Source organism: Stenotrophomonas sp. AN71 (genome assembly GCF_050435725.1).
In the GTDB taxonomy this organism is placed as follows: Bacteria; Pseudomonadota; Gammaproteobacteria; order Xanthomonadales; family Xanthomonadaceae; genus Stenotrophomonas.
In genome coordinates this window covers 206282-226256 of record NZ_JBNDKU010000002.1, presented here as the reverse complement: position 1 = coordinate 226256, position 19975 = coordinate 206282, and the positions used below count along the sequence as shown (strand labels likewise).

The window sequence follows — 19975 nt, the reverse complement described above, 5'->3', positions numbered from 1 at the left end:
TCAGAGCACCGCGTTGTGGAAGTCGAAGTTCAGGTCACTGCCGGCCGACTGCACCATGTTGCCCTGGATGTAGTCGACGCCGCCGACCCACATCGCCGCCGCTGCTTGCGGGTCTTCGATCTGCTGGCCAATGATCTGCAGCCCGGCGGCGTGCGCCTGTTCGATCGCCTTGCGCAGCTCCTCGCGCGTGGCCGGATTGGAATGGCTGCTGGAGAAGCGTGCTGCCATGCGCACGAACGACAACGGCAGCTGGGTCAGCAATGCATCGGCCTCGCCGCTGGGCTCGAACTGGCTCAGGCAGAAGCGCACCCCGGCACTGGCCATGCGCTGGCAGAACTGCTGCAGCGGCACGGTGTGGATCAGCGCGTCGGGCAGGCGCACGTCAATCACCAGCGCACTGCCGGCAAGGTCACGCTGCTGCAGCGATTCCAGCAGCCAATCGGCGAAGACATCACGCTGCAGCGTGCGCAGCGACTGCGAGACGAACAGGTTCAACGGCTGTGTCGCGTGCCGGTACAGGTCCAGCAGGCCCAACGCGTGGTCCATCACCTGCTGGTCGAGGTCGGCGATGCGCCCGGCCGCTTCTGCCGCCGGAATCACCTGCCCGGCGGCCAGTACTGTGCCGTCGGCCTGGCGCAGACGCAGCAGCAGCTGGTACTGCGCGGTGTTGCCGCCGGCGACGGCGACGATCGGCTGGTAGGCCAGTTCCAGTTGGCCTTCCAGCAGCGCCAGGTGTTCCTGTTCGGTGATCGCCTGGCGGTGCACGTGGCCGGCCACCCCGGCGCTGAGCAGGCGGGCCTGCAGGGTGGTGCGCTCGACTGCCTCCAGCGCGCTGTTGGCATCGTCGAAACCCGGGGACAGCGGCGCATAACCGACCACGCCACGCAGGTGCACGGATTCATCGTCGCGGATCACAAAGGCACGTGCCGACAGCTGCTCGCGCAGGGTCGCGGCGATGCCTTCCAGGGTGTCCTCGTCGGCGTTGCGGGCCAGCAGCAGGAAACTGTTGTCGTTCAGGCGCGCCAGCAGGTGCGGATGACCGGCCTCGGCCAGGCGCTGCCCGGCCTGCACCATCAGACGTTCGAACGCGGCATAGCCATAGCGCTCGCGCAGGCCCAGCGCGCTGGCCACTTCGATGAAGAACACGCCGCCGCAGTCGCGATGGGCGAGTGCGGTGTTGAGCTGCTGCAATACGTGGTGGCGCGTCGGCAGGCCGGTTTCCGGATTGCTGGTGGCCGGTGCGCCGGCTGCACCGGGCAGGGTGGCGGCCTGGGCACGCGCACGCCGGATGCGGTTGGCTACTGCGGCGATCAGGTGGCGCGGGCGGATGGGTTTGCTCAGGTAATCGTCGGCGCCGCTGTCGAGCACCTCGAACTGGCGCTCCGGATCCGGATCACCGCTGAGGAACACGATCGGCAGCAGCTGCAGGCCGGGCTGCTGGCGGATCAGTGCGGTCAGGCGCATGCCGTCCAGGCCTGGCAGAGGCAGGTGCAGATCCATCAGGATCAGGTCAGGACGATGTTCCTTGATCGCCTGCAGCGCGGCATCGGCATCGCTGTGGACGATCGCCTGCATGCCGGCGCCGTGCAGCACGCTCTGCGCGAACAGGGCCTGGGCACGATCGTCTTCGACGATCAGCACGCGGTAGGGCGAGTCGGACGCGGGTGGCGCAAGGTCGCTGTTGCCGGCTTCGGCCAGCATGGTGGGGGCGGGCAATGGCGGTGGTGCACTGTTGACCGCCGCCGGCGCGTCAGCGGCGATCGGCGGTGGAACGGCGCCGGCCGTGGCCGATGCCATTGCAGCGGGGCCTGCCACGCCAGCGGTCCATCGTTGCCAATGATCGGCCGGAGGGGTTTCAGCGCGTCCCGGGCGGGCGCCCGCGGGGGATTCGTTTGCGGCCATCGGTGCTCCTGGTAATCGCGTCCATTATGCGACAAGCCCGGCGATCAACCGGTGCCAGCCTGTCCCGGAGGAGGGGCCGATACGCCGCGCGCCAGCCAGCGCACGCCCTTCCACAATGCACGCCAGACCAGCCACACCAGCAGTGCGCCGGCCAGGCTGCAGGCCAGCACCACCACCAGTGCAACCCATGGGTGCGCCAGTGCCAGTGCCAGTCCACCGATCACCACCGTATCTTCGGCGGCGGAGGCGACCCAGTTGCTGGCCGGTTCCGGTGATGTGTTGAGCAGGGCACGTGTGCCGGCCTTCAGGCCATGGCTGGCCAACGCAACACCGGCCCCCGCGGCCAGTGCGCCGGTACCGAGCTGGCCATCCGGTGACAGCGTGGCGGCGGCAAGGAAGGCGCCGGCGGGCACGCGGGCGAGCGTCTGCACCAGGTCCCAGGCCGAGTCCACGCCGGGAATCTTGTCGGTGAAGAACTCGGCTACGGCCAATGCTGCCGAGGTTCCCAGCACCCACCACGATTCGGTGGCCTGCAGGGCAGGGGGCAGGTCGACCCAGCCGAGCAGGCCGGCCAGGCCGACGCCGAACACGGTGAGATAGACGCGGATGCCGGCCAGCCAGGCCAGCAGGATGCCGATCACGAACAGGTGGGCTTCGGTCATGGCGGGGCTCCGGCGACGGAACTGTGCAGGGGGCCACACTATCGGCGATGGCGTGCCTGAACGCCACAGACCACGGTGGGTCACTGCGCAGGAAACCCACCCGTCCTGTCATACACTAGCCCGTCGTTTGCCACAGGGGCCGTACCGGTGTCGCCCTCGCGATGCCCCGGAAACCACCCATGAACAACCGCCCTCCCATGCGCGTGCAGGTACGCCTGCCCGGTGCACCGCAACCGCCGGTGGACCGTCGTCGCCTGCTGGTGATCGGTGGCATCTGGCTGCTCAGCCTGGTGCTGGCCGTGCTCGGCGGCTGCTGGATGGCCACGCCGCGTGATGCACAGGGACAACGCCTGCAGGCGGCCGAGGCGCGTGCAGGGACGTTGCAGGCGCAGCTGACCGAACTGCGCCAGAAGCAGGCCACGCTGGAAGCGTCCGATCGCATCAGCCGCGCCGCCAACACCGAGGTGCAGTCCTCGCTGGCCGAGCGTGATGAGGAGATCGCCGGCCTGCGCGCCGACGTCGCCTTCTACGAGCGCCTGGTGGGGTCGACGAGCCAGCGCAAAGGCCTGAACACCCACTCGATAGAGTTCAGCCCGGAAGCGGCCGGCACCTGGCAGTACACCGCCGTGCTGACCCAGAACCTCAACCGTGGTGCCATCAGCCAGGGGCAGATGCGTTTCACCGTGGAAGGCGTGAAGAACGGCAAGCTGGCCACGATCAGCTGGGATGATCTGCACCAGCGCAGCAAGGTGCCGGGGCAGGATTACTCGTTCCGGTACTTCCAGCAGATCACCGGCAGCGTGATGTTGCCGGCTGACTTCACCCCGCAACGCGTGCGGGTGACATTGGGGAGTGGTACGGGGGGTACCACCCAGGTATTCGACTGGAAACAGGCCGGTGCGCCGGCCAGCAAAGGGGAGTAGGCAGATGTTCGGAAGCAGCAAATCCAACCGTGATGGCCAGCTGGTGGTGGATGCCCTGATCGGCAACCAGGTGGTGATCCGCGGTGATGTGGAATTCAGTGGTGGGCTGTATGTGGAAGGCCGCATCCACGGCAAGGTGATCGCGGCCGAAGGTGCCAGTGGCGCGACCCTGACGGTTGCCGAGCACGGCGTGATCGAAGGTGAGATCCGGGCCCAGGTGGTGGTCATCAGCGGCCGTCTGGACGGCGATGTACACGCCACCGAGAAGGTCGAGCTGACCCCCAGCGCGCGGGTCAATGGCAACGTCCATTACCAGGTGGTGGAGATGAATGCGGGCGCCCAGCTGAACGGCCGCCTGATCCATGCCAGCGCCCCGATGGCGGCCCTGCCGGCGCCGGAAGGCGACGACGCCAATGATGGCAAGGGCGACACCGCCGCGCGCCGCAAGCTGGCGGAGGCGATGGCTTGAAAGCCATCGTCGGCGCCCCCATGCTGACACCATGAGCACGCTAGTCTCCCTGCCCGGCGCCACCCCGGTTGCCGCGCCCGATTACCAATCGCTGGAGCGCCCGCTGAACTTCACCGAGTCGGCGGCCGCCAAGGTCAAATCCCTGATCCAGGAAGAGGGCAACCCCGACCTGTCCCTGCGTGTGTACATCGAGGGAGGCGGCTGTTCGGGCTTCCAGTACGGGTTCGAGTTCGACGAGAACCGTGCCGATGATGACCTGGCAGTACAGACCAGCGGGGTGACCCTGCTGGTCGACCCGCTGAGCCTGCAGTACCTGATGGGTGCCGAGGTGGACTACACCGAGAGCCTGACCGGTGCGCAGTTCGTGATCCGCAACCCGAACGCTAAGACCACCTGCGGCTGCGGCAGCAGCTTCAGCATGTAAGAGGCCTGTGGCCGGCATGTGCCAACCAGGGTTGGCACCCACCAGAGCGGATCAGTAGATCCACGCCATGCGTGGATGCTCTGTGCCTCCACGCCCACAACGGCAGATTGCGCACAGCGCCGACCTTGCCACCCGCATCGATTGGCGGCACGCTTGTCGGATGCCCAATACTCCTTCGCCGCTTTCCGGTTTCGCCTTCGTGGGCGAACCGCTGGAGCGCGCCGATGCCCTGCGCGACGATGCCGATGCACTGGCGCGCCTGTGGCCGGATGCGCGCATTCTCGTGCTCGACCACGATGGCAGCGCGTTCACCGATGATGACGATCAGCCACTGGTGCTGACCGGCGCGGACGTCGGCGGTGGCCCCGGTGCCGCGATCTTCCTCGGCCAGCGTGGCGAACAGGCGTGGTTCTCGGTGGAAGCCAGCCGCGTCACCACCAGCGCGCCGCGTCGTCTCGATCTGCGCCAGGCTGCATTGCTGTGGTCGGTGGCCGATGCGACCGTTTTCAGCTATGCCCGGGGCATGTCCTATTGGCACTCGCGCACGCGCTTCTGCGGCGTCTGCGGTGGCGCCGTGGCGTTTGCCCGGGGCGGCTTCGTCGGCCGCTGCCCACAGTGTTCCACCGAGCACTACCCGCGGGTCGACCCGGCGGTGATCGTGGCAGTGGAGAACCAGGGTCGGCTGCTGCTTGGTCGCCAGTCGAACTGGGCGCCGCGTCGTTACTCGGTGCTGGCCGGCTTCGTTGAACCGGGCGAGACCTTCGAGCAGACCGTAGTGCGCGAAGTGCATGAGGAGAGCAAGGTGCGGGTGACCGCTTGCCAGTACCTCGGCTCGCAGCCGTGGCCTTTCCCGGGTGCGCTGATGGTCGGCTTCCGTGCCCAGGCGCAGGACGACCTGCCGACCGTGGATGGCGAGCTGGAAGATGCACGCTGGTTCAGTGCCGACGAGGTGGGGGCTGCGCTGGCGCGTGACCTGGAGGATGACGGACAGGGCATCCGCCTGTCCCCGCCGATCTCGATTTCGCGTGGCCTGATCGAACACTGGTATCGCCAACAGCAGGGCTGAGGGCCGGTGGCTGTGAAGCCGGTGCAGCGGCGTGTATTGCCGCCACCTGAACACGGCCCGGGTTACAGTCGGGGTCACCCGTGAGGGCGTCGCTGTGACAGGTAAGGTAGCGACGCCGAGCGTTCTGTTTCGTAGGGAGACCTGCCATGTTCACCACTCTGGCCGCCGTGCTGGTCGCACTGGCCCTGGGCCACGTCGCCCCGGCCGCTGCGGCCTCGCTGCGCCGTTTCGACGGTTTCCGGCGCTGGCTGGGTTGGCTGGATGTGCACGGTGGCAAGGCCTGGCAGGGACCGGCCGGTGTCGCGCTGGCCCTGTTGCCGCCGCTGCTGCTGATGGGCGGACTGGCATGGCTGTTGCGCGGCGTGCTGTTCGGGTTGCCTTCGCTGCTGCTGGGCGTGGCGGTGCTGGCCTGGTGTTGGGGGCCGCGTGATCTCGATCGCGATATCGAAGCGATCATCGATGCCGATGATGCGGCCACGCGGCAGGCGGCCGTGCGCAACCTGCAGGCCGCCGGTGGCAGCCTGCGCGAGGATCTTCCGTCGCTGGTCGAGGCCACCGTGCTCAATGCACTGCGGCGCTGGTTCGCGGTGCTGTTCTGGTTCCTGTTGCTGGGTCCGGTCGGCGCGCTGGGCTACCGGCTGCTGGCGTTGATGGCGGAAAGCCCGATGCGCGCGCGCGTGCCGGTGGAGCCACTGGCGCTGGCGCAGCGGCTGCTGGGCTGGATCGAATGGCCGGTGGCGCAGTTGATGGCGTTTTCGATGGCGCTGGTCGGCAACTTCGACACGGCGTGGAAGGCCTGGCGCCAGGCCCATGGCGAGCGTCTGGCTGGTGGCATCGGCTTCCTCGGTGCGGTGGCACGGGCCAGTGTCAATGCCGAGCTGCGCGAGGATGCGCACGATTACACCGAGGCGGGCCTGTTGCCGGTGTGGCAGCGGTTGCCGGACCTGCGCGATGCGATGAGCCTGGTGTGGCGGATGCTGCTGCTGTGGCTGGCCGTACTGGCCCTGCTGGTGATCGCAGGCTGGGTGACGTAGGTGCCTTGCAGGGCTTGCAGCCCTGCACCTGCAGAGGCAAAGGCCGGAGCAACGGCAACAGCAGCTCTGGGTTGCCGAGGGTCTGGCGGGGCGGTGTGGGGCTGCAGGACACGCCGTAAACCCATCCCTGGGGGCTCGATGGCGCCATCCATGGCGCCAACGGTCCTGCAGCCACACACCGCCCCACCCCCAACAGTTTCCTGCCGACGGCCGGTAGATCCACGCCATGCGTGGATGCAGAGCGAAGCGATCCGCTTTCGCTCTTGATCTTCTCTTTCTTTTCCGTGGTGGACGCGCACGGAAACTGTCCGTGGCCGGGCGGGATGGGTTTGCGGGGGTGTCCGCGGCATGGATGCCGCGGCCAAGCCTCCAGGGACGGATTCACGGCGTCCCCCGCAAACCCATCCCACCCGGCCAACCCAGGGCTTCGGCCTTCAAACGCCGCCCATCACGAGGGGCTGCGCCGTTGGCGGGAAACCTAGACCGGTGCCAGCGCGGTGAACGGTGGCCACGGCAGGTTGCGCAGCAGCGCATAGCCGGGCAGCACCCAGAGCCAGAACGTGGGATTGGCCAGCACCCGCATCAACGGGTCGAGCACGCGCGGCCGGACGCCGACGGTGTTCAGCAGCATCAGCAACAGGAAGGGCAGGCTGATGACCAGCAGCGGATTCATCGCCATCGCGCCGGGCAGGTCGAAATGGACCAGCGAATACAGGCAGCGGGTACTGCCGCAGCCCGGGCAGTACAGGCCGGTCAGCGCGTACAGCGGGCAGCTCGGCAGCGGGTTGCCGGTGACATACGGATTGACGTTGCGCAGCACCACGGCGGCACCCGCGGCCAGGCCGGTGGCAGCCAGCAGCGGTGCCCAGCGGGCGAGTCGGAAGCGTGCGGGACGTGCAGACATTGCAGCAACGGATCCGGCGCGGTCGCCGGATCCGTCCAGGCCGATCAGTAGCCGCTGTTGCTCATCGCACCCATGCCGCCGACGGCGACGATGAGGATGCCGTACAGCACGCCGACCACGACGGCGGCGATGGCCGACCAGATGGCCCACTTCTTGGCCTTGGCCGAGGATTCCTGTGCACCGGCGATATCGCCAGCCGCCAGTTTGCCGTTGACCTGTGCGGCGTAGACGATCGACACGATGCCGGCCGGCAGGCAGCAGAACAGGGTGCTCAGGATGGCCCAGACCAGATTGTTCGGGACCTGCGGAGTGGCGGTGTTCATGGGTTCAAGCTCCTTGATGGGTGGTGGTGGTGAATCATTGGTCGGAAAGAGCGCCCAGTACGGCCAAGCCGCCGAACAGCCCGAACCACAACAGCAACAGGACCGGCAGGGACACGGCCGAAGCCACCGCCCACCAGCCCGCCTTGCGCGACGCGCTGTAGGCCCCCGGCAGATCGCCGGCCGCGCGGCGGCCATCGACCTGGGAGGCATAGACGATCGACACCACGCCCAACGGCAGGCAGCAGAACAGCGTCGTCAGGATCGCCCAGACCAGGTGGTTGGGGATGTAGACCGGACGGCTGAGCGGTGGTGGTTGATTCAAAGCGAGACTCCATTCCTTGGTGGCCGGCCTTGATGAATCAGCCGGACCTCCCCCCTGTGGGTGCGTAATCTACCGCAACCGGCGTTGCATGTATGCGTTTACAGCCAAGGTTTGACGGGTCTGCCACTGGACGGTGGCGTATGCGGAGAGGTCGTCCGGCCTGCCTGGCAGGCCGATTACGTCAGGCGTGGTCGCCGCGCAGAGCTCGCACCCGGGCCTCCAGTGCCGGGGCATCGGTGGCATGGCCGTCCACGGCCGGCGCCGCCACCACCTCGATCGTGGCGCGGAAGCGGCGCGGCACCCGCATGCGGCCCAGGCGGCTGTCGCGCCGGCTCCACATGCTCGACCACATGCCGCGCAGGGCCATCGGCACTACCGGCACCGGCCGCCGCTCGAGGATCTTCTCGACGCCGGACTTGAACGGCGCCATCGCGCCATCCTTGGTCAATGCGCCTTCCGGGAAGATGCAGACCAGCTCCCCTTCGGCCAGCGCCGCATCGATCTCGTCGAACGCGCGCTGCATCAGCGCCGGATCTTCACGCGCGCCGGCGATCGGGATCGCCTTGGCGGTGCGGAAGATCCAGCGCATCACCGGGATGTTGAAGATCCTGTAGTACATGACGAAACGCACCGGGCGCGGGATCGTGGCCGACAGGATCAGTGCGTCCATGTAGCTGACGTGGTTGCAGACCAGCAGCGCGGCACCTTCGTCAGGGACGTTGGCCTCGATGCCGTGCGGGCGCAGCCGGTACAGGGTGCGCACCATCAGCCAGCTGAGGAAGCGCATCAGGAATTCGGGAACGATGGTGAAGATGTAGATCGCCACCAGCGCATTGGCGATGGCCAGCGCCAGGAACTGCTGCGGAATGGTCCAGTGCAGCAGCTTGTGCGCGGCCAGCGACAGCAGTGCCGCACCGACGATGAAGCCGGAGTTCTGGATGTTCAGCGCAGCGAATACGCGCGACATCTGCGCCTTCGGCGTGCGGCTCTGGATCAGCGCGAACAGCGGCACCACGAAGATGCCGGTGAACAGGCCGATGCCGATCAGGTCGATGACGATGCGCAGGCTGCCCGGCTGCTGCAGGAACGGGCCGATGGTGAGACCGTGTACCGTTGCCTCGCCGCTGCGGGCGAAGTACAGGTCGAGCAGGAACGCGGTCATGCCGAACGCGCCCAGTGGCACCAGGCCGATCTCCACCGTGCGTGCCGACAGCTTTTCGCACAGCAGCGAGCCGATGCCGGTGCCGACCGAGAACAGCGCCAGGGCGAAGATGTACAGGGTCGGCTCACCACCGAGGTTGGTGACTGCGTAGGCCGGCAGCTGCGAGGTGAGCACCGTGCCGACGAACCAGAACCAGGATACGCCCAGGATCGAATTGCGCACCGCTTTCTGCTGCCGCGCCATGCGCAGCACCGCTAGCGATTCCGGTAACGGGTTCCAGTTGATCTTCAGGTTCGGGTCGCCGGCGTCGACCTTGGGAATCAGGCGGGCGGCGATGTTTCCGCAGATGGCCAGCGCGATGATCGCGCACGCGGCCACGACCGTGCCGTGGCTGCCGGCCACGGTGAATACCAGGCCACCGACGATCATGCCGGTCAGGATCGACATCGAGGTGCCCATCTCGACCAGGCCGTTGCCGCCGGTCAGTTCCTCGGGCTTGAGCACCGAGGGCAGCACCGAGTACTTCACCGGACCGAACAATGTCGATTGCATGCCGGTGCAGAACAGCGCGACCAGCAGCACCGGCAGGCTCTGTGTGAGGAAGCCGGTGGCGGCCAGCGACATGATCACGATCTCCATGGTGGTGGTGATCACGATCAGTCGCGATTTTTCCAGTTTGTCGGCGATCTGCCCGGCCAATGCCGAGAACAGGAAGTACGGCAGGATGAAGATGGCCGGCGCCAGCGTGGCGTACAGCCCCAGTTCTTCTTCCGGTACGGCCATGAACAGCAGCATGCTGATGATCGCCTGCCGGTACACGTTGTCGTTGAACGCGCCGAGCGCCTGCACGACGAAGAACGGCAGGAAACGGCGTTGGCGCAGCAGGGCGAACTGGTTGTGACCGGACATGGAACCTCCTTGACCGGCGCAGCCTAGCATTCCTGCCCATGTGTCGGGACTGCGGTGGGATGCATCCACGCATGGCGTGGATCTACTCAGACCCCATAGCGGTGGGTGCGGGCCGTTGGCCGCACACCTGCGGAAGCCTCAGACGATATCGTCGACCACGCCTCCATCCACGCGCAGTGCAGCGCCGGAGGTGGCCGAGGCCTGCATCGAGGCAAGGTACACCACCATGTTGGCCACTTCTTCGACCGTGGCGGCGCGCTGGATCACCGAAGACGGCCGGTGTTCCATCACGAACTCACGGCCGATCTGCTCCAGCGGTTTGCCGCTGCGCTGGCGTTCATCCTCGAACATCGCGGCGAAGCCATCGGACAGCGTCGGGCCCGGTAGCACCGTGTTGACGGTGACGCCACTGCCGGCCACGCGCTTGGCCAGCCCGCGCGACAGTGCCAGCTGCGCGGTCTTGCTGACGCCGTAGTGGATCATGTCGGCGGGAATGTTGCGCGCCGATTCTGAGGAAATGAACAGCACGCGGCCCCAGCCGGCATCGACCATCGCCGGCAGCAGCGCACGCGACAGGCGTACGCCGGACATCACGTTGGTCTGCCAGTAGCGTTCCCAGGTGGCGTCGTCGGTCTCGAAGAAGTCCTCTGGACCGAAGATGCCGGCATTGTTGACGAGGATGTCGACCCTGGGCAGGGCGGCCAGCAGCGCATCGACGCCGGCCGCATCGGAGAGGTCGGCGGCGATTCCCGACACGTTCGCGCCCGGAGCGGTGGCGAGCAGGCGCTGGCGGGCGCGTTCGATGCTTTGGGTGCTGCGGCCATTGAGGATGACCTGCGCGCCCGCGCCGGCCAGTCCCTGCGCGATGGCCAGGCCGATGCCAGCGGTGGAGGCGGTGACCAGCGCGGAGCGGCCGCTGAGTTCGATCTTCATGGGAGGAATCCGGAGCGGGGGAATGCCCAGTATCCGCGTGGCCGCGTGATCGGGCTGCTTCACCCGGATGCAACAGGCTGCTGCACACGGCACAGTAGATCCACGCCATGCGTGGATGCGATGCGGGTATCACCGCGCCATGCCGGGCGGCGCGCTGTCAGGTGAGCGTGCGCACCGCCTCATTGGCCGCCGCCCGCACCTTCGGCAGCAGGCGCAGCACCAGCGCCATCTGCGTGCGGATCAACTGCAGCTTCGGTGGCATCGCATCCTCGATCTGCTCCAGTTCGGCGGCGACCGCGCGGTCGGCGTCGTTGTCGTCTTCGCTGACCGCCTGTCGTGCGGTCAGTGCGGCAGCCAGCTGCTGCAGCGCCTTGCGTACGCGATCACCGGCGGCGAGCGCCAGCGGATCGCCGGCGTAGCTGTCCACCTGGTCGCGGTGTGCCCCCAATGCAGACAGATGGCCGAGCAGGGTGTTGGACAGCGCCAGGAAATGGAAGCCGGCATCGAGGTTGCGGCGGACGTGGCCAGGCTCGCGCAGCATGTTCGACAATGCCGTGGACAGCGCGGCGTCGGCGTTGTGCATGTCGCGCCGGGCAATACGATAGGCCAGGTCGTCGCGCATGCCGCTGCGGTACTGGCCCAGCACCGAATCCAGGTAGCGCGCGGCGGTATCCAGCACGCGGGCCAGCACAAGGTGCAGCTGGCGGCCCTGCCAGTCCGGCAGGATCAGGAAGGCGGCCGCAGCGGCGATCGCACAGCCCAGCAGCGTATCGACCATGCGCGGCACGATCAGCACGAAGCCGTCGCCGATCAGGTTGAAGCAGGTCAGTGCCATCACCGTGATCGCCGCCGAGGCCACCAGGTAGCGGTCGGTGCGGGTGAAGAAGAACAGCAGCGCAGACAACAGCGCGATCAGCAGCTGCACATGCAGCTGCGGGAACAGCTGCAGCAGAGCCCAGGTGAATACCAGACCGGCCACGGTACCGACGATGCGCTGGGCCAGACGCTGGCGGGTGGCGCCGAAGTTCGGCCGGCATACGAACACGATGGTCAGCAGTACCCACGAGCCGTTCTGCGCATTGAACAGGCGAATCGCCGCGAAGCCGGCGATCAGGGCCAGCGCCATGCGCAGGCCGTGGCGGAACAGCACCGAGCCGGGGGTGAACTGCTGGACCACGCGCACGCCCATTTCGCGCAGCGTGTGTGGATTGCTGTCGCGCAGACGGGTGTCGACGTTGTCCAGGCTGGCCTCGGAACGCTCGGCATCCAGCAGGCGGCGTTCGATGCTGCGCAGATTGTGCACCAGCAGGTCCAGCGAACCGAGCAGGCGCTGCCACTGCGGGCGCTGCTGGTCGCGCAGGTAGGCCAGCGCATCGGCCAGGTCGCGCCCAGCCTGCTGGTTGCTCTCGCCATACACGAATGGACGGCGCAACCGGATCGCCTCACCCAGCCGCGCGCACGCCTGGCCCTGCAGGTCGAGCAGGCGCTGGCAGCGGTACAGCACGTCGCTGTGGAAGAACGCATCGACCAGCGCGCCGTACGGATAGTGCGAAGAGCTGGCGCGTTCGTGGAAGTCCTGCGCCATGTAGTACAGCCGCAGGTACAGGCCGGAATTTACGCCGGGCCGGCCCGAGCGGCCGAAGCGAGCCAGGATCGCGGTCTTGGCCTCGTTCAACGCGCCGACCACGCGCCGATTCTGCTCGGCCAGGTCCAGCTGGCGGCGCTGCAGGTCGGCTTCGCGCACCGGTTCGAACAGGGCGGCCTTCAACTGCAGGTAGCGGCCCAGTTCCTGGTACAGCCGCGCCACCCGTTCGCGCACCGGGCGGTTGGCGAACAGCGCGGTCCACAGGATCGACAGCAGGCCGTACCAGATCGCACCGGCCAGCAGATGGCTGACCGCGTCCAGCGCGCTGTGCAGGTCGCTGGCACCGTGCTGTTCCAGGCCGATCATGGTGTAGATCGCCAGCGTCACCGTGGCCTGGGCGATGGATGCATAGCGCTCGCCGAGCGCACCGAGCAGGGTCAGGCCGAAGGTGGACAGCGCCAATGCGCCGATGAAGATCCAGGGCCACGGGAACAGCCAGATCACCGACGCCGCCGCGATGCAGAAGCACAGCAGCGACAGCGCGACGGCCTTGGTCCGGCCCCACCAGTTGTCATCGGTCTCGGCGATGGCGCTGGCGATGATGCCCAGGAACACACCGGGCAGTGCGGTCAGCGCCTCCAGCTGCCAGCACACGGCCATCGCCATGCTCAGTGCGATGAACACGCGCAGGCCATAGCTGGCCTTTTCGTGGGCCCACAGGCGGCTGAGGCGGGATTGGCGGGCGGACATGCAGGCTCGGTGGAAGGATCGAGCTCCATTATTGCGGGGTGCGCGTGAAATGGGGTGTTCGGAGTGCTGCGGTGTGCGGACCAACGGTCCGCACCCACAGATCGCGGCCACCGGGCATGGCCCGGCGCTACCGATTCAGTAGATCCACGCCATGCGTGGATGGGTGGTCCTACGCCCGCTGCGCCCGCTGCGCCCGCTTGAGCAGCTTGGCTTCGCGCCTGCGTGCTCGGCGTGCCCGCCAGCGTTCGGCCAGGCAGGAGAAGATCACGTATAGCGCCGGCGTGCTGAGCAGGGTCAGGCTCTGCGAGAACAGCAGGCCGCCGATCATGGCTATGCCCAGCGGACGGCGCAGTTCGGAGCCTTCGCCGAGGCCGATCGCCAGCGGCACCGCGGCCAGGATCGCCACCATGGTGGTCATCATGATCGGGCGGAAGCGCACGATGCTGGCCTCACGCGCGGCCTCACGTGGCGCCAGCCCGTGCTCGCGCTGCGCCACCAGTGCGAAGTCGATCATCATGATCGCGTTCTTCTTGACGATGCCGATCAGCAGCACCAGCGCGATCATCGAGATCACCGACAGCTCGGTATTGGTGCCGAACAGTGCCAGCAACGCACCCACGCCCGCTGCTGGCAGCGTGGACAGGATGGTGACGGGATGGATCAGGCTCTCGTAGAGCATGCCCAGTACGAGGTACACGGTCAGGATCGCCGCCAGCACCAGGATCAGCATGTCGCTGGGGTCGGAGTTGAACCCGAAGCCTGCGTCGTCGGCCAAGCGGATGTCACCCGGCATACGCATGCCGGCGACGGTCGCATCGATGATCGCCTTGGCTTCGCCCATGCTCACGTCCGGCGCCAGGTTGTAGCTCAGGTCCATCGTCGTGTACTGGTTCTCGTGGGTGATCTGCGACGGTGCCAGGCCCGGAACCTGCGTCGCCACCGCAGTGATCGGCACCATGTCGCCGTTGCGTGCCCGCACGTACACCTCGTCCAGCGCCGCCGGGGTCGCGGTCTGCGAGGGCAGGGCGTTGACCACCACGCTGTACTGGTTGATGTCCGAGTAGATCGTCGAGATCTGGCGCTGGCCGAACGCCCCGTACAGCGCGCCATCGATGGCGCCGACCGTGATGCCCAGGCGCGCGGCCTTGGCACGGTCGATCTGGATGTTCTGGCGCAGGCCGGCGTTGTCCACGTCGGTACCGACGTCGCGCAGTTTCGGATTCTTCTTCAGTTCCGCCTGCAGCTTCGGCAGCCATTCCTGCAGCGCGGCAAGGTCGTTGCCCTGCAACGAAATGCGGTACTGCGCACCCTGGCTGGAACCGCCACCATCGTTGCTGGGAAGGTCCTGGATCGCGCGCAGGCGCAGCTGCAGGTCGGGGTAGCGGTCGGCTTTGGCGCTCAACCGCGCCAGTGCATGGGCGGTGGTTTCGCGGCGGCCGTCGCTGCGTGACTTCAGCTCGATGTTGAACTGCGCGCTGGACCCCTGGCGGCCGCTGCCCAGGCGCACACCCACGGTCTTCACCGCCGGGTCGGCCATCAGCATGTCGGTGATGCGGCGCTGGCGGGCCACCATGTCCTCGAAGGAGACCGTCGCGCTGGAGTTGGCGCGGCCCCAGATCAGGCCGGTATCCTGCGGCGGGAACGCGCCCTTCTTCACTGCTCCGAACAGGAAGACGGTGGCGCCGATCAGGATCAGCGGGGTCAACGACATCAGCAGCGCATGGCGCAGCGAGAAGTCCAGGCACACGGTGTAGATGCGCAGCATGCGCTCGTGGCCGGCATCGAGCCAGCGGCCGAAGCGTGACGGCGGCGCGGCATGGTCGTGTGCACTGAGGAAGCGGCTGCACAGCGCTGGCGTCAGCGTCAGCGAGACGATCATCGACACCACGATGGCAGCCACCAGGGTGACCGTGAACTCGCGGAAGAATGCGCCCATCATGCCGCTGGCGAACAGCAGTGGAATGAACACCGCCACCAGCGAGGCGGTGATCGAGACGATGGTGAAGCCGATCTCGCGTGCGCCGGTCAGTGCCGCCTGCATGCGTGGCATGCCTTCGTCGAGGTGGCGCATGATGTTCTCGATCACCACGATCGCATCGTCGACCACAAAACCAATCGCGATCACCAGCGCCAGCAGGCTCAGGTTGTTCAGGGTGAAGCCCATCACGTACATCACCAGCGCAGCGCCGGCCAGCGACAGCGGCACGGTTACTGCGGCGATCAGCGTGGGCGCCAGCCGGCGCAGGAACAGCGCCATGGTCAGCACCACCATCGCCAGGCTGATCAGCAGGGTGATCTGCACTTCATGCAGCGAGGAACGGATGGTCGGTGTACGGTCGAAGTACGGGGTCAGCGTGGTGCCCGGCTGCAGGTAGTCGCGCAGGGTCGGAATCTGTGCCTTGACCCGGTCCACGGTTTCCACGATGTTGGCGCCGGCACGGGTGAACACGTACATCACCACCGCCGGTTTGTGGTCGAACCACGCCGCCTGGTAAGCGTCCTGCTGGCCGTCGTAGACGTTGGCGATGTCCTTCAGGCGGATCACCCGGCCATCGCCCTGGGTCTTGACCACCAGGTCGGCGAAGTCGGCCGCGCGCGCCACTGAATCGTTGGCGATGATCGCGGTGGTGGTGTTGCCATCGCTGAGGAAGCCGGTCGGCGAGGTCACGTTGGCCGCGCGCACGGCGTTGCGCAGATCGTCGGCGGTCAGCCCGAGCGCGTTCATCAGGCGCAGGTTGACGTCCACGCGCACCGCCGGCGTCGAGGCGCCGGCGATGTCGACCGACGCAACGCCGCTGATCTGGCGGATACGCTGGGCCAGCAGCGAATCGGCGACGTTGTACAGCTCGTCGGCCGACTGCGTCTGCGAGGTCAGTGCGATGGCGATGACCGGGTCATCGTTCGGGTTCGCCTTCTGGTACATCGGCGAGCCCATGCCCGAAGGCAGGTCGGCCTGTGCCGAATTGATCGCAGTCTGAACATCCAGCGCCGCCGAATCGATGTTGTGGCCGCTCTGGAAGATCATGAACACCAGCGAGCTGCCCTCCGAGCTCGACGAGCGCATGCGGTCGATGCCCGGCAGCTGGCCGAGGTGGCGCTCCAGTGGCGCGGTGACCGTGGAGGCCATGGTCGCCGCGTCGGCGCCGGACTGGCTGGCGTGCACGAAGATCACCGGGATCTCGATGTTCGGCAACGCCGACACGCCCAGGCGCAGATAGCAGATCAGGCCGACCATGAACAGGCCGATGGCCAGCAGGGCGGTGCCGATCGGGCGGCGGATGAAGGGGCCGGACAGGTTCATCGTGCGGCCCCCCGCAGCAGCGGGGCGTGGATCATGCCTGCGGCTCCTGCAGCGAACCGTTGCGCAGCGCACGCTGTTCGCGGCGGCGCGCCAGCCACTCGGAGAAGCGTTCCATGTACAGGTAGATCACCGGCGTGGTGTACAGCGTGACCAGCTGCGACAGCAGCAGGCCGCCGACGATGGCGATGCCCAGCGGGCGACGCAGTTCCGAGCCGATGCCGGTACCCAGCGCCAGCGGCAGCGCGCCGAGCATGGCGGCGGCGGTGGTCATCATGATCGGGCGGAAGCGCAGCAGGCAGGCGCGGCGGATCGCTTCGTGCGCGTTGGCGCCGGCACGGCGCGCTTCGATCGCGAAGTCCACCATCATGATGCCGTTCTTCTTGACGATGCCGATCAGCAGCACGATGCCGACGATGCCGTCCACCGACAGGCTCAGCCCGCATAGCATCAGCGCCAGCAGCGCACCGACGCCGGCCGGCGGCAGCGTGGAAATGATCGTGATCGGGTGGATGTAGCTCTCATACAGCACGCCCAGCACGATGTAGATCACCACCAGCGAGGCCAGCAGCAGCCACACCACGTCGGTCTGGCTGCCGGTGAACTCGGCGGCCTTGCCGATGAATTCGGCATGCAGGTGGGTCGGCATGTCCAGGCTGTCCTTGGTCTCCTGGATAGCGCGTACCGCTTCGGACAGCGAATAGCCCGGTGCCACGTTGAACGAGACGGTCACCGCCGGCAGCTGCTGCTGATGGCTGACCACCAACGGCGCGCTGCTGACCTTGCCTTCGGCCAGTGCCGACAACGGGATGATGCTGCCGGCACCGACGGTGATGCCGGTGTTCTGCGCACCGATGCCGGTGGCGGTGGAGGAATTGGACGAGGTCACCTGGCCGAAGCTGGTGGCATTGGTGCCGGTCAGCGCGCCGGCACCGTTGGAGGCCACGGCCAACTGCTCCATCAGGGCCTTGCTGGTGCGGAATTCCGGCGCTACTTCCAGCACAACCCGGTACTGGTTGAGCTCGGTGAAGATGGTGGAGATCTGACGTTGGCCGAACGCATCGTAGAGCGTGTCATCGATGGTCTGCATCGGCACACCCAGCACGCTGGCCTTGTCGCGGTCGATGTTCAGTTCAAGCGCACGACCCTGGTTGGACAGGTTGTTGTCGACGTCGGCCAGTTCCGGTCGCTGGCGCAGCGCTTCGGTCAGGCGCGTGGCCTGCTTGGCCACTTCAGCGCTGTCCACGTCCGACAGCGAGTACTGGTACTCGGTGGCGGCCACGCGGGTATCCAGGGTCACGTCCTGCACCGGCTTCAGGTACAGCGCCACGCCCGGAATGCCGGCCACCGCCTTCTGCAGGCGCGGCAGGATCTCGTCCAGGCCGTCGCGCTGGCTGCGTTCCTTCAGCACGATCGACAGCTGGCCCTGGTTGAGCGTGGGGTTCATGCTTCCGGCACCGATGAAGGCCGACACGCCGGTCACATCCGGATCGTGGCGCAGTGCTTCGGCCACCTGCTTGGTGCGCTGCTCCATCTGCGGGAAGGCGATGTTCTGGTCGGCCTGCACCACGCCGGTGATCAGGCCGGTGTCCTGCTCGGGCAGCAGGCCCTTGGGAATCAGCACGTACAGCAGCACGGTCAGCACCAGTGCACCGCCGGCCACCGCCAGGGTCAGGCGCTGATGGTCCAGCACCCAGTCCAGGCTCTGCTCGTACAGGCCCACGGTGCGCGTCCACAGATTCTGCTTGCCGGCCGCTGCTGCCCGCTCATGCGCGTCCTCGCCCTCGGGCAGGGCGTCGGGCTTGAGCAGGTAGGCGCACATCATTGGCGTAAGCGTCAACGAAATCAGCATCGACAGCACCACGGCGATGCTCAGTACCCAGGCGAACTCGTGGAACAGTCGGCCGGTGACGCCGGGCATCAGCAGCAGCGGCAGGAACACCGCCACCAGCGAAACGGTCAGCGACAACACGGTGAAGCCGATCTGGCGCGCGCCGATCTCGGCCGCCTCCTTGCCGCTCTTGCCCTGCTCGATGTAGCGGACGATGTTCTCGATCATCACGATCGCATCGTCGACCACGAAGCCGGTGGCCACCACCAGCGCCATCAGCGAAAGGTTGTCCAGCGACATGCCGGCAAAGGCCATCACTGCGAAGGTGCCGGCCAGTGACAGTGGCACCGCCACCGAAGGAATGATCGTGGCCCACAGGCGGCGCAGGAACACGAAGATCACCGCGACCACCAGGCCGATGGTCAGGATCAGGGTGAACTGCACTTCATGCACCGAGGCGCGGATGGTCTCGGTACGGTCGTTGAAGATCTCCAGGTGCACGTCGGCCGGCAGCACGCCCTGCAGCTGCGGCAGGATCGCGCGGATGCGCTCGACGGTCTGCACGATGTTGGCGCCAGGCTGGCGTCGCACTTCCAGCAGTACCGCCGGCTTGCCATCGGCCCATGCGGCCAGCTGGTCGTTCTCCACGCCATCGAGCACTTCGGCTACGTCCGACAGCCTCACCGGGCGGCCGTTCTTGTAGCTGATGATGGTGTCGCGGTACTCGGCGGCGCTGGCCAGCTGGTCGTTGGTACCGATGCTGTAGGACTGCGTCTTGCCGTTCAACGAACCCTTGGGTGCGTTGACGTTGGCCTGGGTCAGCGCGCTGCGCAGCTGTTCCAGGGTCAGGCCCATGTTCGACAGCTGCGCCGGGTTGACCTGGATGCGCACCGCAGGGCGCACGTTGCCGGCAATCGACACCAGACCCACACCCTGCACCTGCGACAGGCGCTGGGCCAGGATCGAGTCGGCGTAGTTGTTGACGTCGCGCAGCGGGCGCGTGTCAGAGGTCAGCTTCAGGGTGACGATGGCCGCGTCGGCCGGGTTCACCCGGTTGTAGACCGGCTGGTAGGGCAGCGAAGAGGGCAGGGTGGCCTGGCGTATCGCCGCCTGCACATCCTGCGCGGCGATGTCGATGTCGCGATCCATCGAGAACTGCAGGATGATCGTCGACAAGCCGGCCGACGAGTCGGAGGTCATCAGCGCCAGCCCGGAGATCTGCCCGAACTGGCGCTCCAGCGGCGTGGTGACCAGCGAGGCCATGGTGGTGGCATTGGCGCCGGGGTACTGGGTGGTGACCACCAGGCTGGGGGCATCGATTTCCGGCAGCGCCGACACCGGCAGCTTGCGGTAACCGAGAATGCCCAGCAGCAACAGGCCCGCCATCAACAGCGAGGTGGCGATCGGGCGGCGGATGAAGATCGTCGAAAAGCCCACGGACTGATCCTTGCTGGCACTTCAATGTCGGCGCCGGCGGG

The 19975-nt window shown here is 67.1% G+C and carries 15 protein-coding genes; 5 read left to right on the top strand and 10 right to left on the bottom strand.

Going from position 1 to position 19975, the window contains the following annotated elements; all coding sequences use genetic code 11:
- Together ABH900_RS04745 and ABH900_RS04740 are read right to left on the bottom strand one after the other, a co-directional pair.
- Window positions 1-1902: an EAL domain-containing protein gene (locus tag ABH900_RS04745; RefSeq protein ID WP_429621766.1), complete on the bottom strand. Its 1902-nt coding sequence runs from the start codon at window positions 1900-1902 to the stop codon at window positions 1-3.
- 44 nt (window positions 1903-1946) lie between these two features.
- Window positions 1947-2564: a DUF4126 domain-containing protein gene (locus ABH900_RS04740; RefSeq protein WP_429621765.1), complete on the bottom strand. Its 618-nt coding sequence runs from the start codon at window positions 2562-2564 to the stop codon at window positions 1947-1949.
- 179 nt (window positions 2565-2743) lie between these two features.
- On the opposite strand from ABH900_RS04740, the gene ABH900_RS04735 reads away from it, so the two are divergent.
- The 5 genes from ABH900_RS04735 to ampE all read left to right on the top strand — a co-directional run bounded on the left by ABH900_RS04735 (window position 2744) and on the right by ampE (window position 6480).
- A complete protein-coding gene (locus ABH900_RS04735) occupies window positions 2744-3487 on the top strand; it encodes a DUF6776 family protein (protein WP_429621764.1) in 744 nt (247 codons plus the stop codon).
- Between the two features lie 4 nt (window positions 3488-3491).
- The gene (locus ABH900_RS04730; RefSeq protein WP_429621763.1) at window positions 3492-3956 is read left to right on the top strand and encodes a bactofilin family protein; all 465 of its coding nucleotides are present in this window, start codon (window positions 3492-3494) and stop codon (window positions 3954-3956) included.
- Between the two features lie 31 nt (window positions 3957-3987).
- The gene (gene erpA / locus ABH900_RS04725; RefSeq protein ID WP_429621762.1) at window positions 3988-4380 is read left to right on the top strand and encodes an iron-sulfur cluster insertion protein ErpA; all 393 of its coding nucleotides are present in this window, start codon (window positions 3988-3990) and stop codon (window positions 4378-4380) included.
- Window positions 4381-4540: 160 nt separating this feature from the next.
- The gene (nudC, locus tag ABH900_RS04720; protein ID WP_429621761.1) at window positions 4541-5446 is read left to right on the top strand and encodes an NAD(+) diphosphatase; all 906 of its coding nucleotides are present in this window, start codon (window positions 4541-4543) and stop codon (window positions 5444-5446) included.
- A 146-nt stretch (window positions 5447-5592) separates the two neighbouring features.
- The gene (ampE, locus tag ABH900_RS04715; protein WP_429621760.1) at window positions 5593-6480 is read left to right on the top strand and encodes a regulatory signaling modulator protein AmpE; all 888 of its coding nucleotides are present in this window, start codon (window positions 5593-5595) and stop codon (window positions 6478-6480) included.
- 478 nt (window positions 6481-6958) lie between these two features.
- On the opposite strand, the gene ABH900_RS04710 is transcribed toward ampE, so the two are convergent.
- The 8 genes from ABH900_RS04710 to ABH900_RS04675 all read right to left on the bottom strand — a co-directional run bounded on the left by ABH900_RS04710 (window position 6959) and on the right by ABH900_RS04675 (window position 19934).
- Window positions 6959-7384, bottom strand: a complete 426-nt coding sequence (locus ABH900_RS04710; protein WP_429621759.1) for a DUF2752 domain-containing protein — start codon at window positions 7382-7384, stop codon at window positions 6959-6961.
- Between the two features lie 44 nt (window positions 7385-7428).
- A complete protein-coding gene (locus ABH900_RS04705; RefSeq protein ID WP_429621758.1) occupies window positions 7429-7707 on the bottom strand; it encodes a CD225/dispanin family protein in 279 nt (92 codons plus the stop codon).
- A 34-nt stretch (window positions 7708-7741) separates the two neighbouring features.
- Window positions 7742-8029, bottom strand: a complete 288-nt coding sequence (locus ABH900_RS04700; protein ID WP_012512303.1) for a CD225/dispanin family protein — start codon at window positions 8027-8029, stop codon at window positions 7742-7744.
- A 181-nt stretch (window positions 8030-8210) separates the two neighbouring features.
- A complete protein-coding gene (locus ABH900_RS04695; protein ID WP_429621757.1) occupies window positions 8211-10100 on the bottom strand; it encodes an MFS transporter in 1890 nt (629 codons plus the stop codon).
- Window positions 10101-10238: 138 nt separating this feature from the next.
- Window positions 10239-11033, bottom strand: coding sequence for an SDR family NAD(P)-dependent oxidoreductase (locus ABH900_RS04690; RefSeq protein WP_429621756.1), 795 nt, complete (start codon window positions 11031-11033; stop codon window positions 10239-10241).
- Window positions 11034-11190: 157 nt separating this feature from the next.
- Entirely contained in the window at window positions 11191-13368 is a 2178-nt protein-coding gene (yccS, locus tag ABH900_RS04685; RefSeq protein WP_429621755.1) for a YccS family putative transporter, read from the bottom strand.
- Between the two features lie 169 nt (window positions 13369-13537).
- Window positions 13538-16669, bottom strand: a complete 3132-nt coding sequence (locus ABH900_RS04680; protein ID WP_429621754.1) for an efflux RND transporter permease subunit — start codon at window positions 16667-16669, stop codon at window positions 13538-13540.
- Window positions 16670-16700: 31 nt separating this feature from the next.
- Window positions 16701-19934 carry an efflux RND transporter permease subunit gene (locus ABH900_RS04675; RefSeq protein ID WP_429621753.1) on the bottom strand — a complete coding sequence of 1078 codons (3234 nt, stop codon included), beginning with the start codon at window positions 19932-19934 and terminating at the stop codon, window positions 16701-16703.
- Between the last annotated feature and the right edge of the window lie 41 nt (window positions 19935-19975).

Bases quoted from the DNA above. Each gene is read 5' to 3' on its own strand.
- ampE (WP_429621760.1), top strand. From the start codon at position 5,593: ATGTTCACCACTCTGGCCGCCGTGCTGGTCGCACTGGCCCTGGGCCAC.
- nudC (WP_429621761.1), top strand. From the start codon at position 4,541: ATGCCCAATACTCCTTCGCCGCTTTCCGGTTTCGCCTTCGTGGGCGAA.
- yccS (WP_429621755.1), bottom strand. From the start codon at position 13,368: ATGTCCGCCCGCCAATCCCGCCTCAGCCGCCTGTGGGCCCACGAAAAG.
- ABH900_RS04710 (WP_429621759.1), bottom strand. From the start codon at position 7,384: ATGTCTGCACGTCCCGCACGCTTCCGACTCGCCCGCTGGGCACCGCTG.
- ABH900_RS04740 (WP_429621765.1), bottom strand. From the start codon at position 2,564: ATGACCGAAGCCCACCTGTTCGTGATCGGCATCCTGCTGGCCTGGCTG.
- erpA (WP_429621762.1), top strand. From the start codon at position 3,988: ATGAGCACGCTAGTCTCCCTGCCCGGCGCCACCCCGGTTGCCGCGCCC.
- ABH900_RS04730 (WP_429621763.1), top strand. From the start codon at position 3,492: ATGTTCGGAAGCAGCAAATCCAACCGTGATGGCCAGCTGGTGGTGGAT.
- ABH900_RS04680 (WP_429621754.1), bottom strand. From the start codon at position 16,669: ATGAACCTGTCCGGCCCCTTCATCCGCCGCCCGATCGGCACCGCCCTG.
- ABH900_RS04745 (WP_429621766.1), bottom strand. From the start codon at position 1,902: ATGGCCGCAAACGAATCCCCCGCGGGCGCCCGCCCGGGACGCGCTGAA.
- ABH900_RS04705 (WP_429621758.1), bottom strand. From the start codon at position 7,707: ATGAACACCGCCACTCCGCAGGTCCCGAACAATCTGGTCTGGGCCATC.
- ABH900_RS04690 (WP_429621756.1), bottom strand. From the start codon at position 11,033: ATGAAGATCGAACTCAGCGGCCGCTCCGCGCTGGTCACCGCCTCCACC.
- ABH900_RS04695 (WP_429621757.1), bottom strand. From the start codon at position 10,100: ATGTCCGGTCACAACCAGTTCGCCCTGCTGCGCCAACGCCGTTTCCTG.
- ABH900_RS04735 (WP_429621764.1), top strand. From the start codon at position 2,744: ATGAACAACCGCCCTCCCATGCGCGTGCAGGTACGCCTGCCCGGTGCA.